This is a genomic window from Variovorax boronicumulans (assembly GCF_009811375.1).
Taxonomy (GTDB): Bacteria; Pseudomonadota; Gammaproteobacteria; order Burkholderiales; family Burkholderiaceae_C; genus Variovorax; species Variovorax boronicumulans.
The window spans coordinates 841,510-864,846 of the sequence record NZ_BKDH01000001.1 but is presented as its reverse complement, the minus strand read 5'-3'; the positions used below and the strand labels follow the sequence as shown (position 1 = coordinate 864,846).

Annotated in this window: 26 protein-coding genes; 15 read left to right on the top strand and 11 right to left on the bottom strand. The window is 70.0% G+C overall.

Annotated features, from left to right (window positions below; translation table 11 throughout):
• The first annotated feature begins 34 nt into the window (after positions 1-34).
• From VHAB30_RS04050 to VHAB30_RS04015, 8 genes are all read left to right on the top strand, one after another.
• Complete coding sequence (locus VHAB30_RS04050; protein ID WP_159275911.1) at positions 35-601, top strand: PaaI family thioesterase; 567 nt, start codon at positions 35-37, stop codon at positions 599-601.
• Positions 602-743: 142 nt separating this feature from the next.
• A complete protein-coding gene (locus VHAB30_RS04045) occupies positions 744-1,805 on the top strand; it encodes a Fe(3+) ABC transporter substrate-binding protein (protein WP_159275910.1) in 1,062 nt (353 codons plus the stop codon).
• Positions 1,806-1,840: 35 nt separating this feature from the next.
• The gene (locus VHAB30_RS04040) at positions 1,841-3,526 is read left to right on the top strand and encodes an ABC transporter permease (RefSeq protein ID WP_159275909.1); all 1,686 of its coding nucleotides are present in this window, start codon (positions 1,841-1,843) and stop codon (positions 3,524-3,526) included.
• The gene (locus VHAB30_RS04035; RefSeq protein ID WP_159275908.1) at positions 3,523-4,206 is read left to right on the top strand and encodes an ABC transporter ATP-binding protein; all 684 of its coding nucleotides are present in this window, start codon (positions 3,523-3,525) and stop codon (positions 4,204-4,206) included. The genes VHAB30_RS04040 and VHAB30_RS04035 overlap by 4 nt, the downstream gene beginning before the upstream one ends.
• A gap of 16 nt (positions 4,207-4,222) precedes the next feature.
• On the top strand, positions 4,223-5,479 hold the full coding sequence (locus tag VHAB30_RS04030) for a hypothetical protein (protein ID WP_159275907.1): 1,257 nt from the start codon (positions 4,223-4,225) through the stop codon (positions 5,477-5,479).
• A gap of 100 nt (positions 5,480-5,579) precedes the next feature.
• On the top strand, positions 5,580-6,260 hold the full coding sequence (locus VHAB30_RS04025; RefSeq protein WP_159275906.1) for a glutathione S-transferase family protein: 681 nt from the start codon (positions 5,580-5,582) through the stop codon (positions 6,258-6,260).
• Positions 6,261-6,317: 57 nt separating this feature from the next.
• The gene (gene gloA / locus VHAB30_RS04020; RefSeq protein WP_070062472.1) at positions 6,318-6,731 is read left to right on the top strand and encodes a lactoylglutathione lyase; all 414 of its coding nucleotides are present in this window, start codon (positions 6,318-6,320) and stop codon (positions 6,729-6,731) included.
• Between the two features lie 25 nt (positions 6,732-6,756).
• A complete protein-coding gene (locus VHAB30_RS04015) occupies positions 6,757-7,326 on the top strand; it encodes a DUF1697 domain-containing protein (protein ID WP_159275905.1) in 570 nt (189 codons plus the stop codon).
• A gap of 4 nt (positions 7,327-7,330) precedes the next feature.
• On the opposite strand, the gene VHAB30_RS04010 is transcribed toward VHAB30_RS04015, so the two are convergent.
• The 4 genes from VHAB30_RS04010 to VHAB30_RS03995 all read right to left on the bottom strand — a co-directional run bounded on the left by VHAB30_RS04010 (position 7,331) and on the right by VHAB30_RS03995 (position 11,316).
• On the bottom strand, positions 7,331-8,059 hold the full coding sequence (locus tag VHAB30_RS04010) for a haloacid dehalogenase type II (RefSeq protein WP_159275904.1): 729 nt from the start codon (positions 8,057-8,059) through the stop codon (positions 7,331-7,333).
• A 2-nt stretch (positions 8,060-8,061) separates the two neighbouring features.
• Positions 8,062-8,697 (bottom strand): bifunctional 4-hydroxy-2-oxoglutarate aldolase/2-dehydro-3-deoxy-phosphogluconate aldolase, encoded by a 636-nt coding sequence (eda, locus tag VHAB30_RS04005; protein WP_070062470.1) that lies wholly within the window; start codon positions 8,695-8,697, stop codon positions 8,062-8,064.
• 41 nt (positions 8,698-8,738) lie between these two features.
• Complete coding sequence (gene edd / locus VHAB30_RS04000) at positions 8,739-10,568, bottom strand: phosphogluconate dehydratase (RefSeq protein ID WP_139702881.1); 1,830 nt, start codon at positions 10,566-10,568, stop codon at positions 8,739-8,741.
• A 199-nt stretch (positions 10,569-10,767) separates the two neighbouring features.
• Complete coding sequence (locus VHAB30_RS03995) at positions 10,768-11,316, bottom strand: OmpA family protein (RefSeq protein WP_159275903.1); 549 nt, start codon at positions 11,314-11,316, stop codon at positions 10,768-10,770.
• A gap of 135 nt (positions 11,317-11,451) precedes the next feature.
• Here VHAB30_RS03995 and VHAB30_RS03990 point away from each other — a divergent pair, with 135 nt between their 5' ends.
• Both VHAB30_RS03990 and VHAB30_RS03985 read left to right on the top strand, forming a co-directional pair.
• On the top strand, positions 11,452-12,147 hold the full coding sequence (locus VHAB30_RS03990) for a gamma-glutamylcyclotransferase (RefSeq protein WP_062480152.1): 696 nt from the start codon (positions 11,452-11,454) through the stop codon (positions 12,145-12,147).
• Positions 12,144-12,683 (top strand): superoxide dismutase family protein, encoded by a 540-nt coding sequence (locus tag VHAB30_RS03985; RefSeq protein WP_159270842.1) that lies wholly within the window; start codon positions 12,144-12,146, stop codon positions 12,681-12,683. Before VHAB30_RS03990 ends, VHAB30_RS03985 begins: the two co-directional genes overlap by 4 nt.
• Positions 12,684-12,700: 17 nt before the next feature.
• On the opposite strand, the gene VHAB30_RS03980 is transcribed toward VHAB30_RS03985, so the two are convergent.
• Positions 12,701-13,270, bottom strand: coding sequence for a nucleotidyltransferase family protein (locus VHAB30_RS03980; RefSeq protein ID WP_159275902.1), 570 nt, complete (start codon positions 13,268-13,270; stop codon positions 12,701-12,703).
• A gap of 29 nt (positions 13,271-13,299) precedes the next feature.
• Between VHAB30_RS03980 and pdxH the strand changes: the two genes are divergently transcribed.
• Entirely contained in the window at positions 13,300-13,956 is a 657-nt protein-coding gene (pdxH, locus tag VHAB30_RS03975) for a pyridoxamine 5'-phosphate oxidase (RefSeq protein WP_159275901.1), read from the top strand.
• Between the two features lie 7 nt (positions 13,957-13,963).
• Here the strand turns inward: pdxH and VHAB30_RS03970 are convergent, their stop codons facing one another.
• The 6 genes from VHAB30_RS03970 to msrA all read right to left on the bottom strand — a co-directional run bounded on the left by VHAB30_RS03970 (position 13,964) and on the right by msrA (position 19,850).
• Positions 13,964-15,187 (bottom strand): OmpA family protein, encoded by a 1,224-nt coding sequence (locus VHAB30_RS03970; RefSeq protein WP_159275900.1) that lies wholly within the window; start codon positions 15,185-15,187, stop codon positions 13,964-13,966.
• Entirely contained in the window at positions 15,187-15,576 is a 390-nt protein-coding gene (locus VHAB30_RS03965; RefSeq protein WP_159275899.1) for a hypothetical protein, read from the bottom strand. The genes VHAB30_RS03970 and VHAB30_RS03965 overlap by 1 nt, the downstream gene beginning before the upstream one ends.
• 133 nt (positions 15,577-15,709) lie before the next feature.
• Positions 15,710-16,660, bottom strand: a complete 951-nt coding sequence (locus VHAB30_RS03960) for an AEC family transporter (RefSeq protein ID WP_070062462.1) — start codon at positions 16,658-16,660, stop codon at positions 15,710-15,712.
• Positions 16,661-16,703: 43 nt separating this feature from the next.
• A complete protein-coding gene (locus tag VHAB30_RS03955; protein WP_159275898.1) occupies positions 16,704-18,800 on the bottom strand; it encodes a TonB-dependent receptor in 2,097 nt (698 codons plus the stop codon).
• A gap of 83 nt (positions 18,801-18,883) precedes the next feature.
• Complete coding sequence (locus VHAB30_RS03950; protein ID WP_235926429.1) at positions 18,884-19,279, bottom strand: hypothetical protein; 396 nt, start codon at positions 19,277-19,279, stop codon at positions 18,884-18,886.
• A gap of 19 nt (positions 19,280-19,298) precedes the next feature.
• Positions 19,299-19,850, bottom strand: a complete 552-nt coding sequence (msrA, locus tag VHAB30_RS03945) for a peptide-methionine (S)-S-oxide reductase MsrA (protein ID WP_159275897.1) — start codon at positions 19,848-19,850, stop codon at positions 19,299-19,301.
• 103 nt (positions 19,851-19,953) lie between these two features.
• On the opposite strand from msrA, the gene VHAB30_RS03940 reads away from it, so the two are divergent.
• The 4 genes from VHAB30_RS03940 to VHAB30_RS03925 all read left to right on the top strand — a co-directional run bounded on the left by VHAB30_RS03940 (position 19,954) and on the right by VHAB30_RS03925 (position 23,327).
• The gene (locus VHAB30_RS03940; RefSeq protein WP_070062459.1) at positions 19,954-20,631 is read left to right on the top strand and encodes a TetR/AcrR family transcriptional regulator; all 678 of its coding nucleotides are present in this window, start codon (positions 19,954-19,956) and stop codon (positions 20,629-20,631) included.
• Between the two features lie 94 nt (positions 20,632-20,725).
• Positions 20,726-21,403, top strand: a complete 678-nt coding sequence (locus VHAB30_RS03935; RefSeq protein ID WP_095950802.1) for a protein-L-isoaspartate O-methyltransferase family protein — start codon at positions 20,726-20,728, stop codon at positions 21,401-21,403.
• A 16-nt stretch (positions 21,404-21,419) separates the two neighbouring features.
• Positions 21,420-21,773 (top strand): rhodanese-like domain-containing protein, encoded by a 354-nt coding sequence (locus VHAB30_RS03930; protein WP_159275896.1) that lies wholly within the window; start codon positions 21,420-21,422, stop codon positions 21,771-21,773.
• Between the two features lie 24 nt (positions 21,774-21,797).
• Positions 21,798-23,327 (top strand): TolC family outer membrane protein, encoded by a 1,530-nt coding sequence (locus VHAB30_RS03925; RefSeq protein WP_159275895.1) that lies wholly within the window; start codon positions 21,798-21,800, stop codon positions 23,325-23,327.
• The last annotated feature ends 10 nt before the right edge of the window (positions 23,328-23,337 follow it).

The window sequence follows — 23,337 nt, the reverse complement described above, 5'->3', positions numbered from 1 at the left end:
CCCTCCCCGCAAAGCCCCCAGCAGGAACACAGGCATGACGCAGCAAGCTTTCACCGACACCCCTTCCAATCTGCTCGACGCATGGATCGCCGAAGAACGGCAGATCGCCGAGCGCCTCGAGAACGGCCCCGGCCCCGGGCTCGCACGCCCCGAGCAGGTCGCCGGCAAGACCGGCCTGGAGGTCATGCAGGCCATGCTCAACGGCGAGATTCCCTACGCCGCCATCGCCAAGACGCTGGACTTCACCATCGTCTCGGTCAGCAAGGGCATCGCCATCTTCCAGGGCACGCCGCTGCCGCAGCACCTGAACCCGCTGGGCACCATCCACGGCGGCTGGGTCGCCACGATGCTCGACTCGGCCCTGGGCTGCTCGGTCCACACCATGATGCCGCCCGGTCGCGCGTACACGACGGCCGAACTCAGCGTGAACTACGTCAAGGGCCTCACGCCGAAGGTGCAGCGCGTGCGCGCCGAGGGCAAGGTGATCCACTGCGGCAGGCAGCTCGCCACCGCCGAGGCGCGGCTGGTCGGGGCGGACGGCACGCTGTATGCGCATGCGACGACGACGTGCCTGGTGTTCGAGGTGCCGGCGGGGCGGTGAGGCGCTTCAAGTAGGCCCTCAAGCTGTAAGCCAAAAGGAAAACCCGCTCCTCCCTGTCAGTGATAATTGTTCGCATCAGCGACAGGCTCCGCCGTCGCCGATGCATTTCCTAGAACACCTCACCGCACCTGGAGGATCCTTCATGACCGACCGTTCCGGCCCCCAGGGCCGCGTGGCGCACGCCCTCCTCGGCGTTTCTGCCGCCTGGCTCGCCCTCTCCGCCCTGCCCGCGCACGCCGCCAATGACGAGCTCACGCTCTACACGACGCGCGAGCCGGCGCTGATCCAGCCGCTGATCTCGGCGTTCAGCGCGCAGAGCAAGATCAAGGTCAACACGGTGTTCGTGAAGGACGGTCTGCTGGAACGCGTGAAGGCCGAAGGCGCGCGCTCGCCGGCCGACGTGCTGATGACGGTGGACATCGGCAACCTCGTCGACCTCGTCGAAGGCGGCGTGACGCAGCCGGTGAAGTCGGCCGCGCTCGAGTCGGCCATTCCGGCCAACCTGCGCGGCGCCGACGGCCAGTGGTTCGCGCTCTCGCTGCGCGCGCGCGTGCTGTACGCCGACAAGAACCAGCCGCTGACCAGCTTCCGCTACGAAGACCTGGCCAACCCGAAGTACAAGGGCAAGGTCTGCATCCGCGCCGGCCAGCACCCCTACAACACGGCCCTGGTGGCCGCGATGATTGCGCACGACGGCGAAGCCAAGACCGAGCAGTGGCTGCGCGGCGTCAAGGGCAACCTGGCGCGCAAGGCCACCGGCGGCGACCGCGACGTGGCGCGCGACATCCTCGGCGGCATCTGCGACATCGGCGTGGCCAACTCGTACTACGTGGGCCAGATGAAGAGCGCCAAGGAAGGCACCGACGCGCGCAAGTGGGGCGACGCCATCAAGGTGATCCGCCCGACCTTCGCCAGCGCCAAGAGCGGCGGCACGCATGTGAACATCAGCGGCGCGGCCGTGGCCAAGAACGCGCCGCAGCGCGCCAACGCGGTCAAGCTGCTCGAGTTCCTGGTGTCGGAACCGGCCCAGGCGCTGTACGCCGACGCCAACTACGAGTACCCGGTGCGCAAGGGCGTGGCCCTCGACCCGATCATCGGCCAGTCCATCGGCGAGCTGAAGGTCGATCCGCTGCCGCTGACCGAGATTGCCAAATACCGCAAGCAGGCCAGCGCCCTCGTCGACAAGGTCGGCTTCGACCAGTGACTTTGCATGGCCGGGCACACCTTGCCGGCAACTGAATGCTGATTTCGCGGCGCCAGCCGCCGGGCCTGCGCGCCGCGGGCCCGGCATGGCGCTGCGCGTCGTTCCTGATCGCGCTCGGCGTGCTCGCGCCGGTGCTCACGCTGGCCTGGCTCGCGTTCGGCTCGGGCGTCGGCCACTGGGGGCCGCTGTTCGCGCACGTGCTGCCGCAGGCGGCGCTCAACACCGCGCTGCTGCTCGCGGGCGTCGGCACCCTGGTCCTTGTGATCGGCACCGGCTGCGCCTGGCTGGTCACGGCGCATGATTTTCCCGGCCGCGGCGTGCTCAACTGGGCGCTGCTGCTGCCGCTGGCGATGCCGACCTACATCGTCGCCTTCGCCTACCTCGACCTGCTGCACCCCATCGGCCCCGTGCAGGGCGCGATCCGCTGGATGCTGGGCTTCGACAGCCCGCGCCAGTTCCGCCTGCCCGACCTGCGTTCGATGCCGGGCGCGATCTTCGTGCTGGGCTTCGTGCTCTATCCGTATGTCTACATGACGGCGCGCGCGATGTTCATGACCCAGCCGGCGCACCTGCTGGAAGCGGCGCGCACGCTGGGCGAGAGCCGCCGCGGCGCGTTCTTTCGCGTGGCCTTGCCGCTGGCGCGGCCGGCGCTGGCCGTGGGCCTGAGCCTGGCACTGCTCGAGACGCTCAACGACATCGGCGCCTCCGAATTCCTCGGCGTGAACACGCTCACGGTGGCGGTCTACACCACCTGGATCACGCGCTCCGACCTGGCCGGCGCCGCGCAGATCGCCTGCGCGATGCTGTTCGTGGTGGTGGCGCTGGTCTGGCTCGAACGCAACGGCCGCCAGCACCAGCGCTTCGGCTCCGCGCAGCGCATGCGCGCGGTGCAGCCCCGGCGCCTGCACGGCGGCGCGGCCTGGGCGGCGACCGCGACGGCGGCGCTGCCGGTGCTGATCGGCTTTGTCGCGCCCGCGCTGTACCTGGTCTGGGAAAGCGGCAAGCGGCTGCACCAGGGCGGCGGCATTTCGCAGGGCCTCGTGGCCAGCCTGGGCAACACGCTGGCGCTGGCGGCCGGCGTGACGGTGGTGGCCGTGGCGGCGGGGCTGGTCGTGGCCTGGGCCTCGCGCAGCCAGGGCACGAGCCTCAACCGCGCCCGCTGGCAGGCGCGCGCGGCCACGCTGGGCTACGCGGTGCCGGGCACCGTGCTCGCCATCGGCCTGCTGACGCCGGCCTTGGCCTTCGACGCGGCGCTGGCCGGCGCGATGGGCTGGCAGGGCCTGCCGCTGATGGGTGCGGGCATCGTGCTGGTCATGGCCTGCGCGATCCGCTTTCTTGCGATGCCCGTGGGTGGCATCGAGGCCGGGCTGGCGCGCATTCCGCCGGCCATCGAGCAGGCCTCGCGCCTGCTCGGCGAAACCACCGGCGGCACGCTGCGCCGCGTGCACCTTCCCCTGCTGCAGCCCGCCATCGCGGCGGGCGCACTGCTGGTCTTCGTCGACGCCATGAAGGAACTGCCAGCCACTCTGCTGCTGCGCCCGGCCAACTTCGACACCCTCGCCACCTGGCTGTATGCCGAGGCCGCGCGCGGCACCTACGAGGAAGGCGCGATCGCCGCGCTGGCCATCGTGGTCGCCGGCCTGCTGCCGGTGGTGCTGCTGGCGCGCAACCAGCTCGGCACGACACCGGCGGTGACGCCTCCCGACACGGACCCCGCATGAGTTCCCCGCTTCATCTCGACTCGCTCCAGCTCGCCTACGACACGCCACGCGGCCCGCACACGGTGGTCGACGGCTTCTCGCTGGACCTGCCCGCGGGCGAGATCGCCTGCCTGTTCGGCCCCTCGGGCTGCGGCAAGACCACGGTGCTGCGCGCCATCGCCGGCTTCGAGCCCGTGCGCGCCGGCACCATCCGCCTCGGCGACACGCTGCTGTCGTCGCCCCAGAAGCACCTGCCGCCCGAGCAGCGGCGCGTGGGCATGATGTTCCAGGAGTACGCGCTGTTCCCGCACCTGTCGGCCGCCAGGAACGTTGCTTTCGGCCTGCGCCGCCTGGGCCGCGCGGCGCAGCAGGCGCGCGTGGCCGAGATGCTCGCACTGGTCGGCCTGGCCGAGGCCGGCGAGCGCTACCCGCACGAGCTGTCGGGCGGCCAGCAGCAACGCATCGCACTGGCCCGCGCGCTGGCGCCCTCGCCCGCCTTGCTGCTGCTGGACGAACCGTTTTCCAACCTCGACGGCGGCACGCGCGAGCGCCTGACCGCCGAGGTGCGCGGCATCCTGAAGAAGGCCGGCCAGACCGCGATCCTGGTCACGCACAACGAGGCCGAGGCGCATGCGATGGCCGACCGCATCGGCGTGATGCACAACGGGCGGATCACGCACTGGCTGGAAACGGCCTCGTAGCGGAAGGAACTCCGATATGCGCAACGCGACCCGACTCCTCCTCGCGTGGGCGACGTTGCTCGGGTCGGCGACGCCGGCCCTGGCAGAAGTCCGTACGGTCTACCAAGGCACCCTCGGCACCAGCGAGGTCGTGCTCGAAGTGAATGCCTCCAGCGGCGGGCGGTATTTCTATCGCCGCCACGGTGTCGACATTCCACTCTCCGGGCCGGTGACGAAGCTCGTGGAAGCCCTCCCGATCCAGGGCGAGGCGATGTACCGGGCGGCACAAGGCGGCAACGCGCCGCTGTTCGAAGATGCGCAGACCCGGCAGCCGGGCCCGACGTGGCGCGGCCAGGTGGTTGACGGCACTTTTGCCGGAAGCTGGAGCGATGGCCCCGGCAAGAAAAACGTCGCGTTCGAGCTTCGGCAAGTTCGCCAGTACGACCCAGACCGGAGTCCCGGCGCCACTGCGCCGGTGACGCGCGCCATCCCGCCAGGCAACACCACCGGCGCGGCTTCGGACGCGCCGATCTCCATCGAGACGGCACCCTACGACCACCTGAAGCTGCAGACCCCGCTCAAGCAAGGCGCGGAGCACGTCAGCGGAGCGGTGGCATGGCGCATGGTCATCGATCCGCGCACGCCCTTCTCTTACCCGCGGCTCACGCGACACCCGGATGCGCGCGTGGTCGAGAAGGTCAACGCCATCCTCGCGCGCAGGCACGGACAGCTCAGCCTCGCCGCGCTCGAATGCAAGGCCACCCTCTACACCGAGACGCATCCGGCGGCCGGCTCGCTGGGAAACTACGACGCGGAATCGGTGCGCGTCACCTTTCTCAGCCCGACGCTGATGAGCGTCGTCGAATCGGGAAGCGCCGACTGCGGCGGCGCCCATCCCCACAACCACTACGCGCCCTACACACTCGACCTGGTCCGTGGCGAGTACCTCGACTTCGAACGCCTGTTCCGCGCGTTCACCAGGACGCCGGACGGGTTCGTGCCGAGCCAGACGCTCATGGCGCTGATCGGGAAGAAGCTGAAGGCAGAGGGACGTGGGCCCGAATCCGCAGCCGCCGCAGACCCGCAGCACTACACGGGTTGCGACGAGGTGTGGCCCCAGTACCTGGCATTGCATTTCGAGCGCACCCGCGGGCGCGATGCGCTGGCCGTCGCGGTCAGCGGCGTGCCGCATGCGCTCGGCGCCTGCCTCGGCACCACGGTGGCGCTGCCGTTCACCGAACTCAAGCCCCTTCTCAAGCCTGCGGCCGGCGCGTACCTTTTTCCCAAGCCGTAGCAACCGGGCGGCGCCCGAATGGGCTTTTCCAGAAAAGGTTGTTCAGGCCCGCAAGAATCGCGCCGATCCCGACCCCAACTCTTCGAAAGCGGAACGCCCCATGACCCAGGCCCTCACCCTCGTCAGCCACCTGCTGTGCCCCTACGTGCAACGCGCCGCGATCGCGCTGCACGAGAAGAACGTGCCCTTCGAGCGCGTCGTGATCGATCTCGCGAACAAGCCCCAGTGGTTTCTCGACATCTCGCCGCTGGGCAAGGTGCCGCTGCTGAAGGTGCAGCGCCCCGACGGCACCGAGGCCGTGCTGTTCGAGAGCAACGTGATCTGCGAGTACCTCGAGGAAACGCAACCCGGCGCCCGCCTGCACCCCGAAGACCCGCTCGCACGTGCACAGCACCGTGCATGGATGGAGTTCGGCTCGGCCATCCTCGCCGACCTGTGGGGCTACGAGACCACACAGGACGCCGCCGTGTTCGCGCAGAAGCGCGAGGCACTGGCCGCCAAGTTCGAACGCGTCGAGGCCGCGCTGGCGCAAGGCCCCTACTTCGCGGGCGAAGCCTTCAGCCTCGTCGACGCGGTGTTCGCACCGGTGTTCCGCTACTTCGAAGTGTTCGACGCGATCAGCGATTCGCACCTGTTCGACGCGCTGCCCAAGGTGAACGCCTGGCGCCACGCGCTGGCGGCGCGCCCCAGCGTGCGCGCGGCGGTGGTGCCCGAGTACCCACGGCATCTGATGGATTTCCTGAAGAAGTACCAGGCGCACCTGCTGACGCTGGCCGCTTGATCGCCCGGACCAGAGGGCGACAATAGCGCCATCCCCCATAACGACACGACCCACGAGATGCGACTTCTCCACACCATGCTGCGCGTTGGCAATCTCCAGCGCTCCATCGACTTCTACACGCAGGTGCTCGGCATGACGCTGCTGCGCACGTCGGAAAACCCCGAGTACAAGTACAGCCTCGCGTTCGTCGGCTACGGCAACGGCAACCCTGACCAGGCCGAGATCGAGCTCACCTACAACTGGGGCACCGAGAGCTACGAGCTCGGCACCGCCTATGGCCACATCGCGCTCGGCGTGCCCGATGCCTACGCGGCCTGCGACAAGATCAAGGCCGCGGGCGGCAACGTGACGCGCGAGGCCGGTCCGGTCAAGGGCGGCACGACGGTGATCGCCTTCGTGACGGACCCTGACGGCTACAAGATTGAATTGATCCAGCGCAACGAGAACGCCGCGGGCGGCGGCCTGCGCTGAGCCGCTTCGGGCCACACCCCACGCCATGGCAAGCCCGAAGACAAAGAAGAAAGACGCGCCGCTGACGCGCTACGTCGCCCTGCTGCGCGGCGTGAACGTCAACGGCATCACGATCAAGAGCGCCGACCTGAAGGCGCTGTTCGTCGACGAACTCGGCTTCGGCGCGGTGCGCACGGTGCTCGCCAGCGGCAACGTGCTGTTCGACACCGACGCGCCCGATGCCGCCGCGCTGCGCACGCGCATCGAGCAGGCGCTGCGTCAGTGCTTCGGCTACGAGGCGTGGATCGTGCTGCTCACGCAGCAGCGCGTGGCCGACATGGCCGCAAGCTACCCCTTTGAGCGCATCGACGACACGCACCATCCGTACCTCGTGTTCGGCTCCGACGCCGCGATGCTCGACGAGATCATGGACAAAGCCGGCACGGTCGACGCCAAGGTCGAACAGCTGGTGCGCGGCGATGGCGTGCTGTACTGGCAGTGCCCGCGCGGCGAAAGCCTGGAGACGCCGGTCGCGAAGCTGCTTGCGAAGACCCGCTACAAGTCGAGCACCACCACGCGCAACCTGCGCACGGTGGAAAAGCTCATCACGGACTGATCGATCAGCAGCCCAGCCGGTCGGCCAGCGCGATGATGTCGCGCACATGCAGGTTGTTGTCCGGCTGCGGCGACACGACCTTCGGCTGGTTGCGGCCGAACTCGTGGGGCCGCTCGATGTACGCCGTCTTCAGGCCGCACACGCGCGCGGCCGCCAGGTCGTCGTGGTGCGCCGCGGCGAGCATGACCTGCCCGGGCGTCGCGTCGAACACGCCCGCCACGCCGAGGTAGGTGCGCGGGTCGGGCTTGTAGGCCTTGAACACCTCGGCCGACAGCACGCAGTCCCAGGGCAGGCCGGCGCGCTTGGCCATCTCGGTGAGCAGGCCGATGTTGCCGTTGGAGAGCGTGCAGATGGTGAACTTCTTCTTCAGCCGCGTGAGCCCCTCGACCGCATCGGGCCAGGCCGGCAGGCGGTGCCAGGCGCGGCTCAGGTCGCGCTTGGCGGCGCTGTCGAGGTGGTCGGCCAGGCTGAAGTCGTGCAGCACCTGTTCGAGCATGCTCAAGTGCAGCTCGTCGAGCAGCGTGAAGCCGCCCTCGCCGGCCGCGATGCGTTCCATCACGGCCTTCATGGCGGGCTGGTAGCCGGCGCGCCAGGCCAGCGCAAAGGCCGCGCCGTCCACGCCGGGCAGCACGCGCTCGACCTCGGCCGCGATGCCGCTGTGCCAGTCGACCACCGTGCCGAACACGTCGAACGCGATGACCTTGAGGTCGCCCGCGTCGAAATCGGCCGACATGCTCAGCGCGGCAGCTGGCTCGCGGCGCGCGCCAGTTGCTCGATGCGGGTCCAGTCGCCGTCGCGGATGGCGTCGGTCGGCACGATCCACGAACCGCCCACGCAGGCCACGTTCGACAGCGCGAGGAACTCGGCTGCGTTGCCCGCATGGATGCCGCCCGTGGGGCAGAAGGTGACGTCGCCGAACGGGCCCTGCCAGGCCTTGAGCATCGGCAGGCCGCCGGCCTGCAGCGCGGGGAAGAACTTCAGCTGGGTGTAGCCGTCTTCCTGCGCCGTCATGATCTCGCTGCCGGTGGCCACGCCGGGCAGCAGCGGCAGGCCGAGGTCGTGGCAGGCCTTGCCGACCGCGCGCGTGTAGCCCGGGCTCACGCCGAACTTCGCGCCGGCCAGCGCCGAGGCCTGCGCGTCGGCCGCGCTGCGGATGGTGCCGGCGCCGGCGACGGCCTCGGGCACTTCCTTGGCGATGGCCTCGATGCACTGCAGCGCCTGCGGCGTGCGCAGCGTCACTTCGAGCATGCGGATGCCGCCTGCGACCAGCGCGCGCGCCAGGGGCACGGCGTCTTTCACGTCGTTCAGCACGATGACCGGAATGACGGGTGCGTCGCGCATCACGTCGAGGGGGGTGAGTCTGTCTGTCATCTCATGGCTCCAAAAATTTCTTGCGGCCCGCGTGGGCCCCGTCACATCCAGGTGCAGGCGCCCTCTTCGGCGGTCAGTGCGTTGCGGCGCATGCCGGCGAACAGTTCGCGGCCCAGGCCGTGGCCGTCCGCGATGCGTTGTGCGTCGGACAGCGTCGCGGTCTCGCGCGCGGCCCATTCGTCTTCGGGCAGCAACACGGCGAGCGTACCCGCTACGGCGTCGAGGCGGATCAGGTCGCCGTCGCGCACCTTGGCCAGCGGGCCGCCGGCGGCGGCTTCGGGCGACACGTGGATGGCCGCGGGAATCTTGCCCGAGGCGCCGCTCATGCGCCCGTCGGTGACCAGTGCCACGCGGAAGCCCTTGCCCTGCAGCACCGACAGCGGCGGCGTGAGCTTGTGCAGCTCGGGCATGCCGTTGGCCTGCGGGCCCTGCCAGCGCACCACGCAGACCACGTCGCGCTCCAGCTCGCCGGCCGTGAACGCTTTTTGCAGCGCGGCCTGCGAGTCGAACACGCGCGCGGGCGCTTCGATGACATGGCGATCGTCGGGCACCGACGACACCTTGATCACGCTGCGCCCCAGGTTGCCGCTGAGCAGCTTGAGGCCGCCGGTGGCGCTGAAGGGGCTGGCCACCGGGCGCGTGACGGCTTCTTTCTGCAGCGGTGCAGCGGGCGTCCATTGCAGCGTGTTCTCACCGGCCAGCGACGGGATGTTGGCGAATTCGCGGATGCCGCCGGCGCGCACCGTGAGCACGTCGGCGTGCATCAAGCCAGCCTCGACCAGCTCACCGATCACGAAGCCCGGGCCGCCGCAGGCCTGGAACTCGTTCACGTCGGCGCTGCCGTTGGGGTACACGCGCGTGAGCAGCGGCACCACGTCGGACAGCTGGGAGAAGTCGTCCCAGTCGATGAGGATGCCCGCGGCGCGCGCCACGGCCACCCAGTGGATCAGGTGGTTGGTGGAGCCGCCCGTCGCCAGCAGCGCGACCATGGCGTTGACGATGCAGCGCTCGTCGACCATCTCGCCAATCGGCGGGCAGTTGAAGGCCGTGTCGCTCGCCTTGCCGAGCACCGAGCGCACCGCCTCGCGCGTGAGCGTCTCGCGCATGGCGTCACCGGGCTGGATGAAGGCCGTGCCGGGCACGTGCAGGCCCATGGCCTCCAGCAGCATCTGGTTGCTGTTGGCAGTGCCATAGAAGGTGCAGGTGCCGACCGTGTGATAGGCGGCCATCTCGGCCTCGAGCAGGCCCTGGCGGCCCACGAGGCCCTGCGCCGCCTGCTCGCGCACCTTCGACTTGGCGGTGTTCGACAGGCCCGAGGGCATCGGCCCGGCGGGCACGAAGACGGTGGGCAGGTGGCCGAAATGCAGCGCGCCGATCAGCAGGCCCGGCACGATCTTGTCGCACACGCCGAGCATCAGGGCGCCGTCGAACATGTCGTGCGTGAGGGCGACGGCGGTACTCATGGCGATCAGGTCGCGGCTGAACAGGCTCAGCTCCATGCCGGGCGTGCCCTGCGTGACGCCGTCGCACATGGCGGGCACGCCGCCGGCGACCTGCGCGGTGGCGCCGTGGCGGCGGGCCTCGTGCTTGATGATGTCCGGGTAGCCCTGATACGGCGCGTGGGCCGAGAGCATGTCGTTGTAGGCCGTGACGATGCCCAGGTTGGGCGCGCGCTCGGCCACCACCTTGAACTTGTCGTTGGCCGGGATGCCGGCCACGGCGTGCGCCACGTTGGCGCAGCCCATGCGGTCGGAGCCGCGGTCGCGGGCGCGGATCTCGGCCAGGCGCGTGAGGTAGGTGCTGCGCGTGTCGCGGCTGCGCGCGCGGATGCGATCGGTGACGTCGCGGACGGTGGGGTGTGTGCTGCTCATGGGGAAGTTGGCTCTTGCTGCGTGTCGCCGGCGCGACTGTGGGCCTGGAGGCCCATCGTACCAATTCGAGCGCGACGCCCCGATGAAATCAGGCCGCAGAACGATACGAAATTACTCAGGCATGCACCCGGCCGCGTGCAGGCACAAAAAAACCCGGCCATGCCGGGTTTTTTGATGGAGATGCAAAAGGCCGGATCGCTCAGTCGACCAGCCGGACTTCGACGCGGCGCGCCTCGGCGTTGTTGCCCGAGCCGGCGGTGACGGCGGGCTTTTGCAGGTCGATCTTCTCGGCCGGCACGCCCAGGCCCGCCAGCACCTCGCGCACCATCTGGGCGCGCTTCTTGGCCAGTTCCTCGTTGACGGCGGCGTCGCCGGTGGTGTCGTGGAAGCCCGAAACCACCGCCTTGCGGCCACCCTCGACGCCCTTGATGACCAGGGCCAGCGCCTCGGCGGCGCCCGGTGCGAGGTCGGCGCTGCCGGTCGCGAAGTAGAAGTTCACCACGCCGCCGACCACGCGGATGCTGGCGCCGTCGGGGATCACCACGGTGACGGTCTCGGTGACTTCGGTCACCTGCACCGCGCCGCCCGGTGCCGGCGCCGAAGCCGCGACAGCGGGCTTGGCCTGCGCGGCCGTCGCACCCAGGCCCTTGTGCCAGAAGGCGACGCCGATCACGAACATGATCACGAGCGCGATCAATGCCACCAGGAAGCCGAGGGCGAAATTCTGCTGGCTGTCGTCGTTGTTCATGGAAGCGCGATCTCCGTAGGAAAGGGGTCGGTAAATAATGGTGCGGTGAACCATGATCACGAAATTGTAGGCGCCACCCCCGACACCCCCGTGTCAGCCGGCGCGCCGGACCCCGGTCCGCCGGGGCTGGACCCCATGCCCCGTCCGTTGCGCGACCCGCAGCCGATGCTGGAACGCGCGATCGCCGACTGGGGCGGACGCGACGATCTCTGGCTGTTCGGCTACGGCTCGCTGATCTGGCGGCCCGAGTTCGGCTTTGCGGAGCGGCGCGCGGCCTCGGTGCACGGCTGGCACCGCGCGCTCAAGATGTGGAGCCGCGTCAACCGCGGCAGCGTGCAGACGCCGGGCTTGGTGTTCGGGCTGCTCTCGGGCGGCAGCTGCCGGGGCGTCGTGTTCCGCGTGCCGAAGGCCGAGGGCCTGGAGACGCTGAAGCGCCTCTGGCTGCGCGAGATGCCGACCGGCGTGTACGACCCCAAGTGGCTGCAATGCGGCACCGCCGAAGGGCCGGTGCGCGCGCTGGCCTTCACGCTGTCACGGCGCAGCCCCAACTTCACGGGCGAGCTCAGCGACGAGCGCTACCGCCACATCTTCGCGAATGCCGTGGGCCGCTACGGCAGCTCGCTCGACTACGCACGCCAGACCCTGCTCGAGCTGCAGCGCCACGCGATCCACGACGCCGCGCTGGCCCGGCTGGTGGCGCTGGCCGCCGAACCGCCATTTCAGACACCCGCCGATTGCGGGACAGCCCCGGCTCCGGTATACGTTGCGGGGTCTTCGGACACCGCTTCCTCTCAACCCTCCACCCCGTTCATCAACAAGGAAAACCAATGATCCATCGCCGTCTCCTCGCCACTGGCACCGCCCTCCTCGCCACTGCCGTGCTCGCCGCCTGCGGCAGCATGGGCGGCAAGCCGAGCACCACGGTCGAGCTGACGCCGACCGCCGCCGTCACGCCCAACCCCGCGCGCGGCTCGGTGACGCTCACCGCACTCGACCACGGCGTGCGCGTGTCCGGCGAGGTGCGCGGCCTGGCGCCGGGCAGCGAGCACGGTTTCCACATCCATGAAAAGGGCGACTGCGGCAACAACGGCAACGCCTCGGGCGGCCACTTCAACCCGGCCGGCGGCACGCACGGCAAGTTCTCCGCGCCCGGCAGCCACGCCGGCGAGTTGCCCAGCCTCGTGGCCGATGCCAGCGGCGTGGCGCGCTTCAGCGTCGACAACCACGCGATCTCGCTGACCGACGGCACCGCCAACAACGTGCGCGGCCGCGCGCTCGTGGTGCACCGCGACCGCGACGACTTCACGACGCAGCCCGCCGGCAACTCCGGCCCGCGCGTGCTCTGCGCGGTCGTTGCCCAGAACTAAGCAAAAAGTGTGAGCGGTCAGGCGCCCGCGCGCGCCTGCCAGAGCGCCTCGGCCCGCGCCAGGGCCTCGGGCGTGTCGATGTCGGTCACGACGCCGGCATCGTCCACGGCCAGATCGATGACCGAATCGATGGCACGCATCGCCCGCAGCACGGACGATGCGCCCAGATTCCCCTCCAGCGCCGCCAGCTGGGCCCTGCAGCCCGCCGCAAAACCCACCGGGTGCCCGCGCTCGCCCCGGTACTGCGGCTGCACGGCATTCACCCGCCCGCCGAGCGCAGCGGCCACCGCCCGCAGCGTCGCGGGCTGCACCAGCGGCAGGTCGCCCGGCAGGATCAGCCAGCCCGCCGCGTCGGGCGTGGCACGCACCGCGGCGGCGATCGAATCGCCCATGCCGGGGTGCCCCGCGTCTTCCAGGTGCCACGGCAGGCCGCTCGCGCGCACCGCGTCGAGCGTGCGCTCGAGCACCGGCCGGCCCGCGAGCAGCGCCTTCAGCTTGGAGCCCGTGCCGCCGGCCGCGATGAAACGCTCGCCACGGCCCGAGGCCAGCACGATCACGGTCGGGGCGTTCGTCTCGGTTGTCGTCATGGGCGAAGTATGTGCGCAACAATCCCGGCATGACTTCTTCTCCTCTTTCCAAGGACGCGCTGGCCGCGCTGCGCAAGAGCTACGAGCGCGCCGAGCTCGACGAGACCCGCAGCGCCGCCGACCCGATCCAGCAGTTCGAGCGCTGGCTCACCGAGGCCGTCGACGCGCACATCCCCGAGCCCAACGCGATGACACTGTGCACCGTGGGCAGCGACCTGCGCCCGTCCAGCCGCATCGTGCTGATCAAGGGCTACGACGCGCGCGGCATCGTCTGGTACACCAACTACGACAGCCGCAAGGGCCGCGAGCTGTCGGGCAACCCGTATGCCTCGCTGCAGTTCCACTGGGTCGAGCTGGAGCGCGTGGTGCGCATCGAAGGCCGCGTGGAACGCGTCAGTGCCGAGGAGAGCGACGCCTACTACGCCAGCCGCCCGCTCGATTCACGCATCGGCGCCTGGGCCAGCCCGCAGAGCGAAGTGATCAGCGGACGCGACGTGCTGGTGAAGAACGCCGCCGTGTACGCCGCCAAGCACCTGCTCTCGCCGCCGCGTCCGCCGCACTGGGGCGGCTTCCGGCTGGTGCCCGACCGCTGGGAGTTCTGGCAGGGCCGCAAGAGCCGGCTGCACGACCGGCTGCGCTACCGGCTCGAAGGTGCGGACTGGGTGCGCGAACGCCTCGCGCCCTGAGCCTGGCTCAGGCCTCGCAACCGGCCACCTTGAATTCGACGCGCCGGTCCAGCGCGTCGCTCGCGTCGTCGGCCCCCGTGCCGACGATGTTCTCGCGAAAGCCCATGCCGGCTTCGCGCAGCTTCTTCGACAGCGGCGGCGCCTCGCCCACCAGCCGCGCCTTGACGCTGGTCGCGCGCTGCAGCGACAGCCGCTCGTTGACCGCCTCCGAGCCCGTGCGGCTCGTGTGGCCCGTGACCACCACGCACGCGTCGATCTGCGCCGCCTGCCGCGCGATCTGGCGCAGCCACATCGGGTAGGCCGCGCTGATCTTCGGGTCGGCCAGGAAGTCGGTCGAGCCCGGCTTGAACAGGAACTTGACGCTCAGGTTGTTGCTCTCGAGCCCCAGCCGCGCCAGCGTGCCGAAGGTGCGCTCGGCGTCGGCCGTGCGGCCCAGCTGCGACTGCGTGAGGTACAGCCCGCTGTAGATGCGCAGCTGCTGGCCGTCGGCGCGTTTCGACGCGGCCTCGTAGCGGCTCAGGGCCTCGCTCATGCGGCCGGCCTCGTAGGCGGCGGTGGCCTCCTGCAGCACCGTGGCGGTCGGCAGGCGCTCCAGGTACAGCGCGTCGGCGGCCTGCCCGGCCGGCGTCTCGGCGGTGCGGATGTAGCCCTCCACGCCGCGGTCCTTGCCGTTCACGGGGCTGTCGCGGAAGAAGGCGGTGGGCCGCGTGTCGAGCGAGGCATCGCTGATGCGCGCCACCGACTGCGCGATCACCATGCCGCTCTTGATCTCGGTCATGGCGAGGTTCAACCGGTACGGCGCGCCCGAGGCGTCCTTGTCGCGCACCAGCGTGCCGTTGAGCACGTACTGCGCGTTGCCGATCTCGTTGGCGTTGAACGGCGTCACGGTGAACTGCTTGAACTGCGCCTGCATGCGCTGCACGATGCGCTGCTCGGCCACGCGTGTCACCTCGGTCTGCTGGCCGCTGGCGCCTTCGAGCAACGGGTCGATCACGATGCGCCGCTGCGTCAGCGTCGACTCCACCTTGGCCAGGAAGGCCGGCAGTTTCTGCGTCTGCACCATGAGGTCGTCGACCGCCTGGGTGACGGCCTGATCGAAGGGCATGGCGCTGCTGGGCGCGGGGCGGTGCGCGCAGGCGGTGGCCAGCAGCGCGGCAGTGCACAGCGCCAGCACGCGCCACAGGGTGCGGGGGGCGGCGGTGTTCGCTGTGTTCGTGTGGGTCGTGGTCATCAGCACTGGCTCCTCAAAATGGTCATGTCCTGGTCCGACAGCGGCTCGCCCACGGCGGCGCGCATGTTGATCTCGCTGCAGCGTTTCGAAGGCGCGGGACGCCGCTCGACGGGTTCGCGATGCGCCTCGGGCGCCGGGGCCGGGGCCGGCGCTGCGGTGGCGGTGATCTGCGGGCGCGGCTTCGGCGCCGGCCGCACGACGGCGGGCTTGGGCTCGGCTTCCTTGGCCTGCGGCGCCTCGGCCGGCACCGGAACGGCCAGGCAGGGCGTGCGGCATGGCTTGGCCTCGCCCGCCGCATGCGCGCGCGCGCCGTGCAGCGCGATCACCGTCGCGACCACCGCCGTCACTGCAAGGGCAAGGGGCGAAACACGCGCCGGGTAGATCGTCATCAGCCGGCAAATGTAGGGGCGCGAACGCCGCTCGCCAGCCCACCAAACGGCCACCCCTGCCAAACGGCATAGGGCTAGCGCTGTCGCTCAGTCGGGCAAAAGTTCGCGAAAAGCGCGGGAGAAATGGGGGCCGTCAGGGCAACCACTGCACCCAGACCATGACCAGGGTGAGCGTGCCCAGCGCCAGCACGGTCGACACGGCGACGCTGGCCGTGACCAGGTCTTCGGCGCTGCGGTAGCGCTGCGAGAACAGGAACACGTTGGCGCCGATGGGCAGCGCCGCCGCCACCACCATCACGGTGAGCGGGATGCCGCGCACGCCCAGCAGCCAGCCGATGAGCGCCACCAGCAGCGGGTGCACGAGGTTCTTCACCAGCGCCTGCACCAGCGCGCCGCGCCAGTGGCGCCCGATGGGCGTGAGCGCGAGCGTGATGCCCACCATCACCAGCGCGACCGGCCCGAAGGCCTGGCCCAGCAGCTGGATCGGCTTGTCGATCACCTCGGGCATCACGAGCCCCGTCTGCGCGAACAGCAGGCCCGCGATGATGGGCAGCGGCACCGGATGGATGATGGCGTTGCGCAGCGCGCGCCCCACGGTGCGCGCCATGGAGCGCCGATCGGCGCCGCTCACCGCCGCGTGCTCGCGCGCCACGGCCAGCTCGAGCACCACGGTGGCGCTGGTCATGAGCACGAGCGAGTGCAGCGAGATCAGCGTGAGCAGCACCACCATGCCGGGCTCGCCGTAGGCCAGGCCGATCAGCGCGATGCCGATCATCACGGTGTTGCTGTAGGTGTTGGCCAGCGCGAGCACCGCGCCCGTGCGGTTGAAGCCGCGCCACGCGAGCGTGGCCGCGAACAGCAGGCCCGAGGCGATGAAGTACGCCGCCACGGGCTTCAGGCTCAACTCCTGCACGTGCACCGTGCTCATGGCGCGGAACAGCAGCGCGGGCGCGAGCAGCAGGAAGATGAGATTCGACAGGTCTTTCACCGCATTGCCGCCGATCCACCGGCGCCGTCCGGCGAGGTAGCCGGCGGCAATGAGGAGAACGACGGGCAGCAGGGAAGAAATGACGAACGAATTCACCCGGCGAGGATAGCGCGCGCCCGCCGCGCGCAAGGCCGCAGCCTCAGAACGTGACGCGCAAGCCCACCTTCAACGAACGCCCCGGCAGCGGCGCCTTCGGGAACACCGTGGTCGTCAGGATCGAGGTCGGCGTGTAGGCCAGCGTGTTCCCGATGTTGTCCATGCGCGCGTACCAGGTGAGGTTGGCGCGCTGTACCTTCATGCGGTAGCTGATGGACGCGTTCCACAGCGTGTACGCGTCCGTCTCGCGCGCGCCCACGCTCGGCACCCGGCGCTGCGCCGCGTTGTAGTCGAAGCCGACGCGCGCGGTCCACGGCCCGTTGCCGTAGGCCAGCGTGGCGCCCAGGCGCAGCGGCGCGATGCGCGGCAGCGGCTCGCCGGTGTCGAGGTTCTTGGCGCGCACGATGTCGCCGCGCCACTCGAGGTCGAGCGTGCCCGCGTCGGCCATGCGCGCGAAGCCGTCGGCGCCCAGCAGCCGCAGGTTGCCGTTGGCCTCGATGCCGGTGAAGCGCGCGCGCATGCCGCCGTAGCGGTACTCGGCCAGCGTGTCGGTCGCTTCGGGGTCGGTGACGACCTGCCCTTCCTCGTCGAGCGTGCGGCCCGACGCGGTCAGGCCGATGTAGTTGCGAAAGCGCGTGACGTACGCGTTCACGCGGGCCGTGTTCGGGCCCGACTTCCACTGCGCGCCCAGGTCGAAGCCGGTGGACTTTTCCTTGCCCAGGTTCGGGTCGCCCACCTCCCAGGCCGCGGTGGCCACGTGCGGGCCGTTGGCGAGCAGTTCGTAGTCTTTCGGTGCGCGCTCGGTGTAGGCCAGGTTCGAGGTCAGCTGCCACTGCGGCGTGAGGTTGACCAGCGCGCCGAACGCCGCGCTGTGCGGGTTGAAGCTGCGCTCGCCGATGGCGAAGCGCGTCACCGACAGGTCGTCGGGGTAGCCCAGCGAGCGCACCGTGACCTTCTCGGTGCGCGCGCCGAAGCTCAGGCGGCCCCACGAGGTGCCGAGCTCTTCGTGCAGGAACAGCGCGTTGGAGCGCGTGCGGCTGTGCGGCGCGAAGGCCTCCGAGCCGTCGGCGGCGAAGCGGTTGGTCTCGCGGCTGAAGCCGACCAGGCCCTCGAGGTTGCCGATCTTCTCGTGCCGCGCCTCGATGCGCAGGTCGTTGCTCAGGTTCGAGAAAGTGGTGCCGGCCTCGCGGCCCTCGAACTCGGTGTGGCGGTAGTCGGTGCGGCTCACCTTCGCGTGGATGCTGCGGATGAAGCCGCCCGGGCGCCATTCGCCTTCCAGCGCGTAGCGGTCGGACTTCATGCCGATGGTCACGTCGTCCTCGGCCACGGTGCCGTAGTTGCTGCGGTAGGTGCTGGCCGAGGCGCCGATCCAGCCCTGGCTGAAGAACAGCGTGCCGCCGACCGCGCCGCCGTGCGCCTCGTTCTGCGAGTTGCAGATGCGGCGCGCGAGCGACAGGCGCCCGGGCTTGCTGCATTCGAGGTCGACCGGCACCGCCACGTCCTTCGAATCGCGGTTGAAGGCGTCGACGTGCAGCGCGAAGCGGTCGTTGCCGCCTTCGAGCAGCACGCCGCCGCTCTTTTCCTTGTTGCCGCTGGCGTAGCCCAGCTCGGCACGGCCGCCGAAGCCGTTGATGGGCTCGGTCGGGATGCGGTTGTCGATCACGTTGACCACGCCGCCCACGGCGCTGCCGCCGTACTGCAGCGCCGAGGGGCCGCGCAGCACCTCGATGCGCTCGGTCACCAGCGCGTCGACGGGCACCGCGTGGTCGTAGCTCAGCGCCGAGGCATCGGGTGCGCCGCCGCCGTTCTGCAGGATGCGGATGCGGTCGCCGTCCTGCCCGCGGATGCTGGGGCGGCTGGCGTTGGGGCCGAAGTAGCTGCTGCTCACGCCGGGCAGGTTGTTCAGCGTTTCGCCCAGCGTCGATTCGGAGCGCAGCAGCAGCTGGTCGCCCGACAGCGAGGTGGTCGGCGCGATCAGGTCGCTCGCGCCCAGCGGGTTGCCGGTGACGGTGACTTCGCGCAGGCTGGTGGCGTCAGCGGCTGGGGCGGCGGCGGTGTCGGCGGTCTGGGCCAGGCTCGCCACCGAGGCGAGCGAAAGAACGGCAGCGCCGATGGCGTTGCGACGGAATTGGGGGGTCATGAAGAAGGAACACTCGTTGAATCGGGGAACGACCGGCCGCCCTCACCCGCCCGAAGGGGTGCAGCAACCGGAACACGGGGGATTCAGCGAGTGGACGGCGGGCCGCGCGCGTCGAAGAGCGCGACCCAGCGGGCGATGGCTTCGCCCTGCAGATAAGCAAACGTGGCCGCCGGCAGCAGCATCGGCAGCACCACCAGCGGCACGCCGGGCACGCCCGTGCCGTGCGCGAGCTGGTCGTACAGGCGGCAGTCGGCGTCGTCGTGCACGCCGAACAGGCTGGCCAGCGTGTGGCCGCTGTCGTGCCGGTGCGCGGCCTGTGCCTGCGCCGCCGCAGCAGCGGCGGGCAGGCCCGGCACGTGCAGCGAGCGGTGCATGAGCCCCATCGTGCCGGCGAACCAGAGCGCGAACGCCAGCGCGACGACGAGCGCGCGGGTGGCGCGCGTCGTGCGGGTCGGGGTCTGGCGCAGGGTGGCGGACACGGGGCGTGAAAAAAGAGACTCAGGCCTTGACGCGCGAGGCGAAGGTCTTCTGGAACTTCTCGACCTTCGGGCCGACCACGAACGCGCAGTAGCCCTGGTTCGGGTGGTTCAGGAAGTAGTCCTGGTGGTAGGCCTCGGCGGTCGAGTAGTTGGCCAGCGGCGCCACTTCGGTCACCACGGGCGAGCTGTAGGTCTTGCTGGCCTCGATTTCGCGGATGACCGAGTCGGCAACCTGTTTCTGGGCATCGCTCGTGGTGTAGATGCCGCTGCGGTACTGGGTCCCGACGTCGTTGCCCTGGCGGTTGAGCGTGGTGGGGTCGTGCACCACGAAGAAGATCTCGAGCAGCTCGCGCAGGCTGATCTGCGCCGGGTCGAATTCGAGCTTCACGACCTCGGCATGGCCGGTGCGGCCGGTGCAGATCTGCTCGTAGCTCGGGTTCAGGGTCTGACCGTTGCTGTAGCCCGATTCGACGTCCAGCACGCCCTGCACCCGGTCGAACACCGCCTCGGTGCACCAGAAGCAGCCTCCGCCGAGCACGATGGTTTCGGTGGGCGACGGTGAGGAAGACATGGCGCGGCTCCGGGTGGGTTGGAAAAAGCGGGGACCGGTATTGTCGCGGCTTGACGGGCCGGATGCCGGTCACTACATTACTAACCCGTCAGTCATTAACGCCATGGCCTCCCCCCGCTCCCTCGTCGACAAGTTCTGCCCGCTGCCGTCCAAGCGCGAGCGGCGCAAGGAGGCGCGTCCGGGCGAGCTGCTGGCGGCGGCGCTCGACCTGTTCGTCGAAAAGGGCTTTGCCGCCACCCGCTCGGAAGAAGTGGCGGCCCGCGCCGGCGTGTCCAAGGGCACCCTCTTTCTTTACTTTCCGAGCAAGGAAGAGCTGTTCAAGGCCGTGGTGATCGAAAACCTCGGCGGCCGTTTCACAGAGTGGAACGCCGAGTTCGAGGCCTTCGAGGGCACGACGGCCGAGATGCTGCGCTACTGCATGAACGTCTGGTGGGAGCGCGTCGGCCTGACCAAGGCCTCGGGCCTGACCAAGCTGATGATGAGCGAAGGCGGCAATTTCCCCGAGCTGGCGGAGTTCTACCGCGAGCAGGTGGTGCGCCCCGGCCACGAACTCCTGCGACGCATCCTGCAGCGCGGCATCGACCGCGGCGAGTTCGTGCAAATGGACATCGACCACGCCATCTATTCGGTGGTCGCGCCCATGGTGTTCCTCATGCTCTGGAAGCATTCGGCCATGGTCTGCGTCGACGGCGTCAGCACGCTCGACCCCGAAAAATTCATCGCCACCCAGTGCGAAACCGTGCTTTACGGCCTGTGCGTGCGCCCCGGGAGCCCCGCATGACGCCCGCCCGATGGCCGACTGGCGCGGTGGCGTCATCGACGCGACCTAAAATTGAAGGTTTGTCCCGTCCAGAGCCTTCAAGGAAAGCCACGCCATGAACCCCACGCCCACCCTCGAGCGCTTGCGCTTCAACATGATCGAACAGCAGATCCGTCCCTGGGACGTGCTGGAGTCGGACATCCTCGAGCTGCTGGCCGAGATTCACCGCGAAGACTACGTGCCCGACGCGCACCGCACGCTGTCCTTCTTCGACATGGAGCTGCCGCTGCTCGACGGCTCGGTGCCCGGCGAATTCATGCTGTCGCCCAAGGTCGAGGCCCGCACCCTGCAGGACCTGCACATCCAGAAGCACGAATCGGTGCTCGAGATCGGCACCGGCTCCGGCTTCATGGCCGCCCTGCTCGGCGCCCGCGCGGCCCAGGTGCTGTCGCTCGAGATCAACCCCGTGCTGGCCGCCCGCGCCGCCGAGACGCTGCGCAGCAACGGCGTGACCAACGTCGAAGTGCGCCACGCCGATGGCGCCGTGCCCCTGGCCAGCGGCCCGAGCTTCGACGTGATCGTGCTCAGCGGCTCGGTCGCGCGCATTCCGCAGAACCTGCTCGGTTCGCTCAAGGTCGGCGGCCGCCTGTCGGCCATCGTCGGCGACGAGCCCATGATGCGCGCCCATTTCGTGACCCGCACCAGCGAAAGCAAGTGGGACACGATCCAGCCCTGGGACACCGTGGCGCCGCGCCTGCTGAACTTCCCCGAGCCCTCGCGCTTCGCCTTCTGATCGAGCGGCCCACCGAATGATCGATCAAGTCCGCCCCGCCGACCTGGCCGCCTGGTTCGCACAGGACGCCGACGCCGCCCCGGTGCTGCTCGACGTGCGCGAGCCCTGGGAGCTGCAGACGGCGAGCGTCGCGCCGCAGGGTTTCACGCTGGTCTCGATCCCGATGAACGAGATCCCCGGCCGGCTGGCCGAACTCGCCGGCGGCGACGGACAGCCCGCGCCCCGCATCGCCTGCCTGTGCCACCACGGCGCCCGCAGCCAGCGCGTGGCCGCTTTTCTGCACCAGAACGGCTTTGACTCGCTCGCCAACGTGGCGGGGGGCATCGACGCCTGGTCCGCGCAGCACGACCCGAGCGTGCCGCGCTACTGATTCTTTCCCTCCCAAGGACGTTCAATGCCTCCCAGGCCCCGGCTTCTGCCTCTTTCCGCAGCCCTCGCAAGCGCCATTGCGAGCCTGCTCGCACTGCCGGCCCAGGGCCAGACACTGAACGAACTCTACGATTCCGCGCGCGGCTTCGATGCCACCTACCAGGGCGCGCGGGCCCAGTACGAGGCCAACCTGGCGCGCGCCGCGCAGGCCAAGGCCGGCATCCTGCCGGCCGTCGGGCTCACCGCGGGCGTGAACCGCAGCAACCTGGACATCGACACCCTGACCGGCACCGGCCGCGGCAGCAGCGCCTCGCGCGACTTCACCACGCAGAACGTCGGCATCAACGCCACGCAGCCGCTGTACCGCCCCGCCAACTGGGCCACCTACGAGCAGGGCAAGCGCCAGGCCGAGGTGGCGCAGGCGGTGCTCACCATCGCCGAGCAGGACCTGATCGTGCGCGTGAGCCAGGCCTACTTCGACGTGCTCGCCAGCCAGGACAGCCTGGCCCTGGTGCGCGCGCAGAAGGTGGCCGTGGCCGAGCAGCTGGCCTCGGCCAAGCGCAATTTCGAGGTCGGCACCTCCACCATCACCGACTCGCGCGAGGCCCAGGCCCGCTACGACCTCGTGATCGCCCAGGAAATCGCCGCCGAGAACGACCTGCAGGTCAAGAAGGTGGTGCTCGACCAGCTGGTCGGCCGCCCGGGCAGCGTGCCCGTGCCGCTGGCCGCGCCGGTCGTGCTGCCGACCGCGCAGCCCGCCGACATCAACGCCTGGGTGGCGCAAGCCGACGAGGTGCATCCGGCGATCCGCCAGGCGCGCCTGGGCCTGGACGTGGCCGGGCTCGAGGTGCAGAAGGCGCAGGCCGGCCACAAGCCCACGCTGGACGCCAACCTCGGCTACAACGTCACGCGCAACCCGACCGGCACCAGCACCAGCACGGTGGGCACGCGCGTCAACGCCGCCACGGTCGGCGTCACCTTCAACCTGCCGCTGTTCGCGGGCTTTGCCACCGAGAACCGCATCAAGGAAACGCTGGCCCTCGAAGACCAGTCGCGCAGCGTGCTCGAGGGCACGCGCCGCAGCGTGGCGCAGGCCACGCGCGCGGCCTACCTCGGGCTGGTGTCGGGCGCCGGCCAGGTGAAGGCGCTCGAAGCGGCCGAATCCTCCAGCCAGAGCGCGCTCGACGCCAACAAGCTGGGCTACCAGGTGGGCGTGCGCATCAACATCGACGTGCTCAACTCGCAGAGCCAGCTGTTCCAGACCAAGCGCGACCTCGCGCAGGCGCGCTACAACGTGCTGCTGGGCAACCTGAAGCTGCGCCAGGCCAACGGCACGCTGACGACCGACGACATGAACGCGATCAACGCGACGCTGGCACGCAACGGCAGCGCGCCTGCGGTGCCTGCCGCGACGACGGGTGCGCCTGTGGTGCCCGTGACGCCGCCGGCCATTCCGGTGGTGCCGCCGGTGCCGGTGCAGCCGTTCAACCCGCCCGCGCCGACGATGCCGTCGGCACCGCCGCCGCCGGTGATCCTGAACCCGCCGGTGCGCTGACCCGGCAACG

Coding starts and splice junctions, on each gene's coding strand:
- pdxH (WP_159275901.1), top strand. CDS start 13,300: ATGACTTCTTCTCCTCTTTCCAAGGACGCGCTGGCCGCGCTGCGCAAG.
- VHAB30_RS04045 (WP_159275910.1), top strand. CDS start 744: ATGACCGACCGTTCCGGCCCCCAGGGCCGCGTGGCGCACGCCCTCCTC.
- edd (WP_139702881.1), bottom strand. CDS start 10,568: ATGAGCAGCACACACCCCACCGTCCGCGACGTCACCGATCGCATCCGC.
- VHAB30_RS04050 (WP_159275911.1), top strand. CDS start 35: ATGACGCAGCAAGCTTTCACCGACACCCCTTCCAATCTGCTCGACGCA.
- VHAB30_RS03985 (WP_159270842.1), top strand. CDS start 12,144: ATGATCCATCGCCGTCTCCTCGCCACTGGCACCGCCCTCCTCGCCACT.
- VHAB30_RS03990 (WP_062480152.1), top strand. CDS start 11,452: ATGCCCCGTCCGTTGCGCGACCCGCAGCCGATGCTGGAACGCGCGATC.
- VHAB30_RS04010 (WP_159275904.1), bottom strand. CDS start 8,059: ATGTCGGCCGATTTCGACGCGGGCGACCTCAAGGTCATCGCGTTCGAC.
- gloA (WP_070062472.1), top strand. CDS start 6,318: ATGCGACTTCTCCACACCATGCTGCGCGTTGGCAATCTCCAGCGCTCC.
- VHAB30_RS03935 (WP_095950802.1), top strand. CDS start 20,726: ATGAACCCCACGCCCACCCTCGAGCGCTTGCGCTTCAACATGATCGAA.
- VHAB30_RS03925 (WP_159275895.1), top strand. CDS start 21,798: ATGCCTCCCAGGCCCCGGCTTCTGCCTCTTTCCGCAGCCCTCGCAAGC.
- VHAB30_RS03970 (WP_159275900.1), bottom strand. CDS start 15,187: ATGACCACGACCCACACGAACACAGCGAACACCGCCGCCCCCCGCACC.
- VHAB30_RS03965 (WP_159275899.1), bottom strand. CDS start 15,576: ATGACGATCTACCCGGCGCGTGTTTCGCCCCTTGCCCTTGCAGTGACG.
- VHAB30_RS03995 (WP_159275903.1), bottom strand. CDS start 11,316: ATGAACAACGACGACAGCCAGCAGAATTTCGCCCTCGGCTTCCTGGTG.
- VHAB30_RS04025 (WP_159275906.1), top strand. CDS start 5,580: ATGACCCAGGCCCTCACCCTCGTCAGCCACCTGCTGTGCCCCTACGTG.
- VHAB30_RS03955 (WP_159275898.1), bottom strand. CDS start 18,800: ATGACCCCCCAATTCCGTCGCAACGCCATCGGCGCTGCCGTTCTTTCG.
- eda (WP_070062470.1), bottom strand. CDS start 8,697: ATGACAGACAGACTCACCCCCCTCGACGTGATGCGCGACGCACCCGTC.
- VHAB30_RS04040 (WP_159275909.1), top strand. CDS start 1,841: ATGCTGATTTCGCGGCGCCAGCCGCCGGGCCTGCGCGCCGCGGGCCCG.
- VHAB30_RS04030 (WP_159275907.1), top strand. CDS start 4,223: ATGCGCAACGCGACCCGACTCCTCCTCGCGTGGGCGACGTTGCTCGGG.
- VHAB30_RS04035 (WP_159275908.1), top strand. CDS start 3,523: ATGAGTTCCCCGCTTCATCTCGACTCGCTCCAGCTCGCCTACGACACG.
- VHAB30_RS03980 (WP_159275902.1), bottom strand. CDS start 13,270: ATGACGACAACCGAGACGAACGCCCCGACCGTGATCGTGCTGGCCTCG.
- msrA (WP_159275897.1), bottom strand. CDS start 19,850: ATGTCTTCCTCACCGTCGCCCACCGAAACCATCGTGCTCGGCGGAGGC.
- VHAB30_RS04015 (WP_159275905.1), top strand. CDS start 6,757: ATGGCAAGCCCGAAGACAAAGAAGAAAGACGCGCCGCTGACGCGCTAC.
- VHAB30_RS03940 (WP_070062459.1), top strand. CDS start 19,954: ATGGCCTCCCCCCGCTCCCTCGTCGACAAGTTCTGCCCGCTGCCGTCC.
- VHAB30_RS03930 (WP_159275896.1), top strand. CDS start 21,420: ATGATCGATCAAGTCCGCCCCGCCGACCTGGCCGCCTGGTTCGCACAG.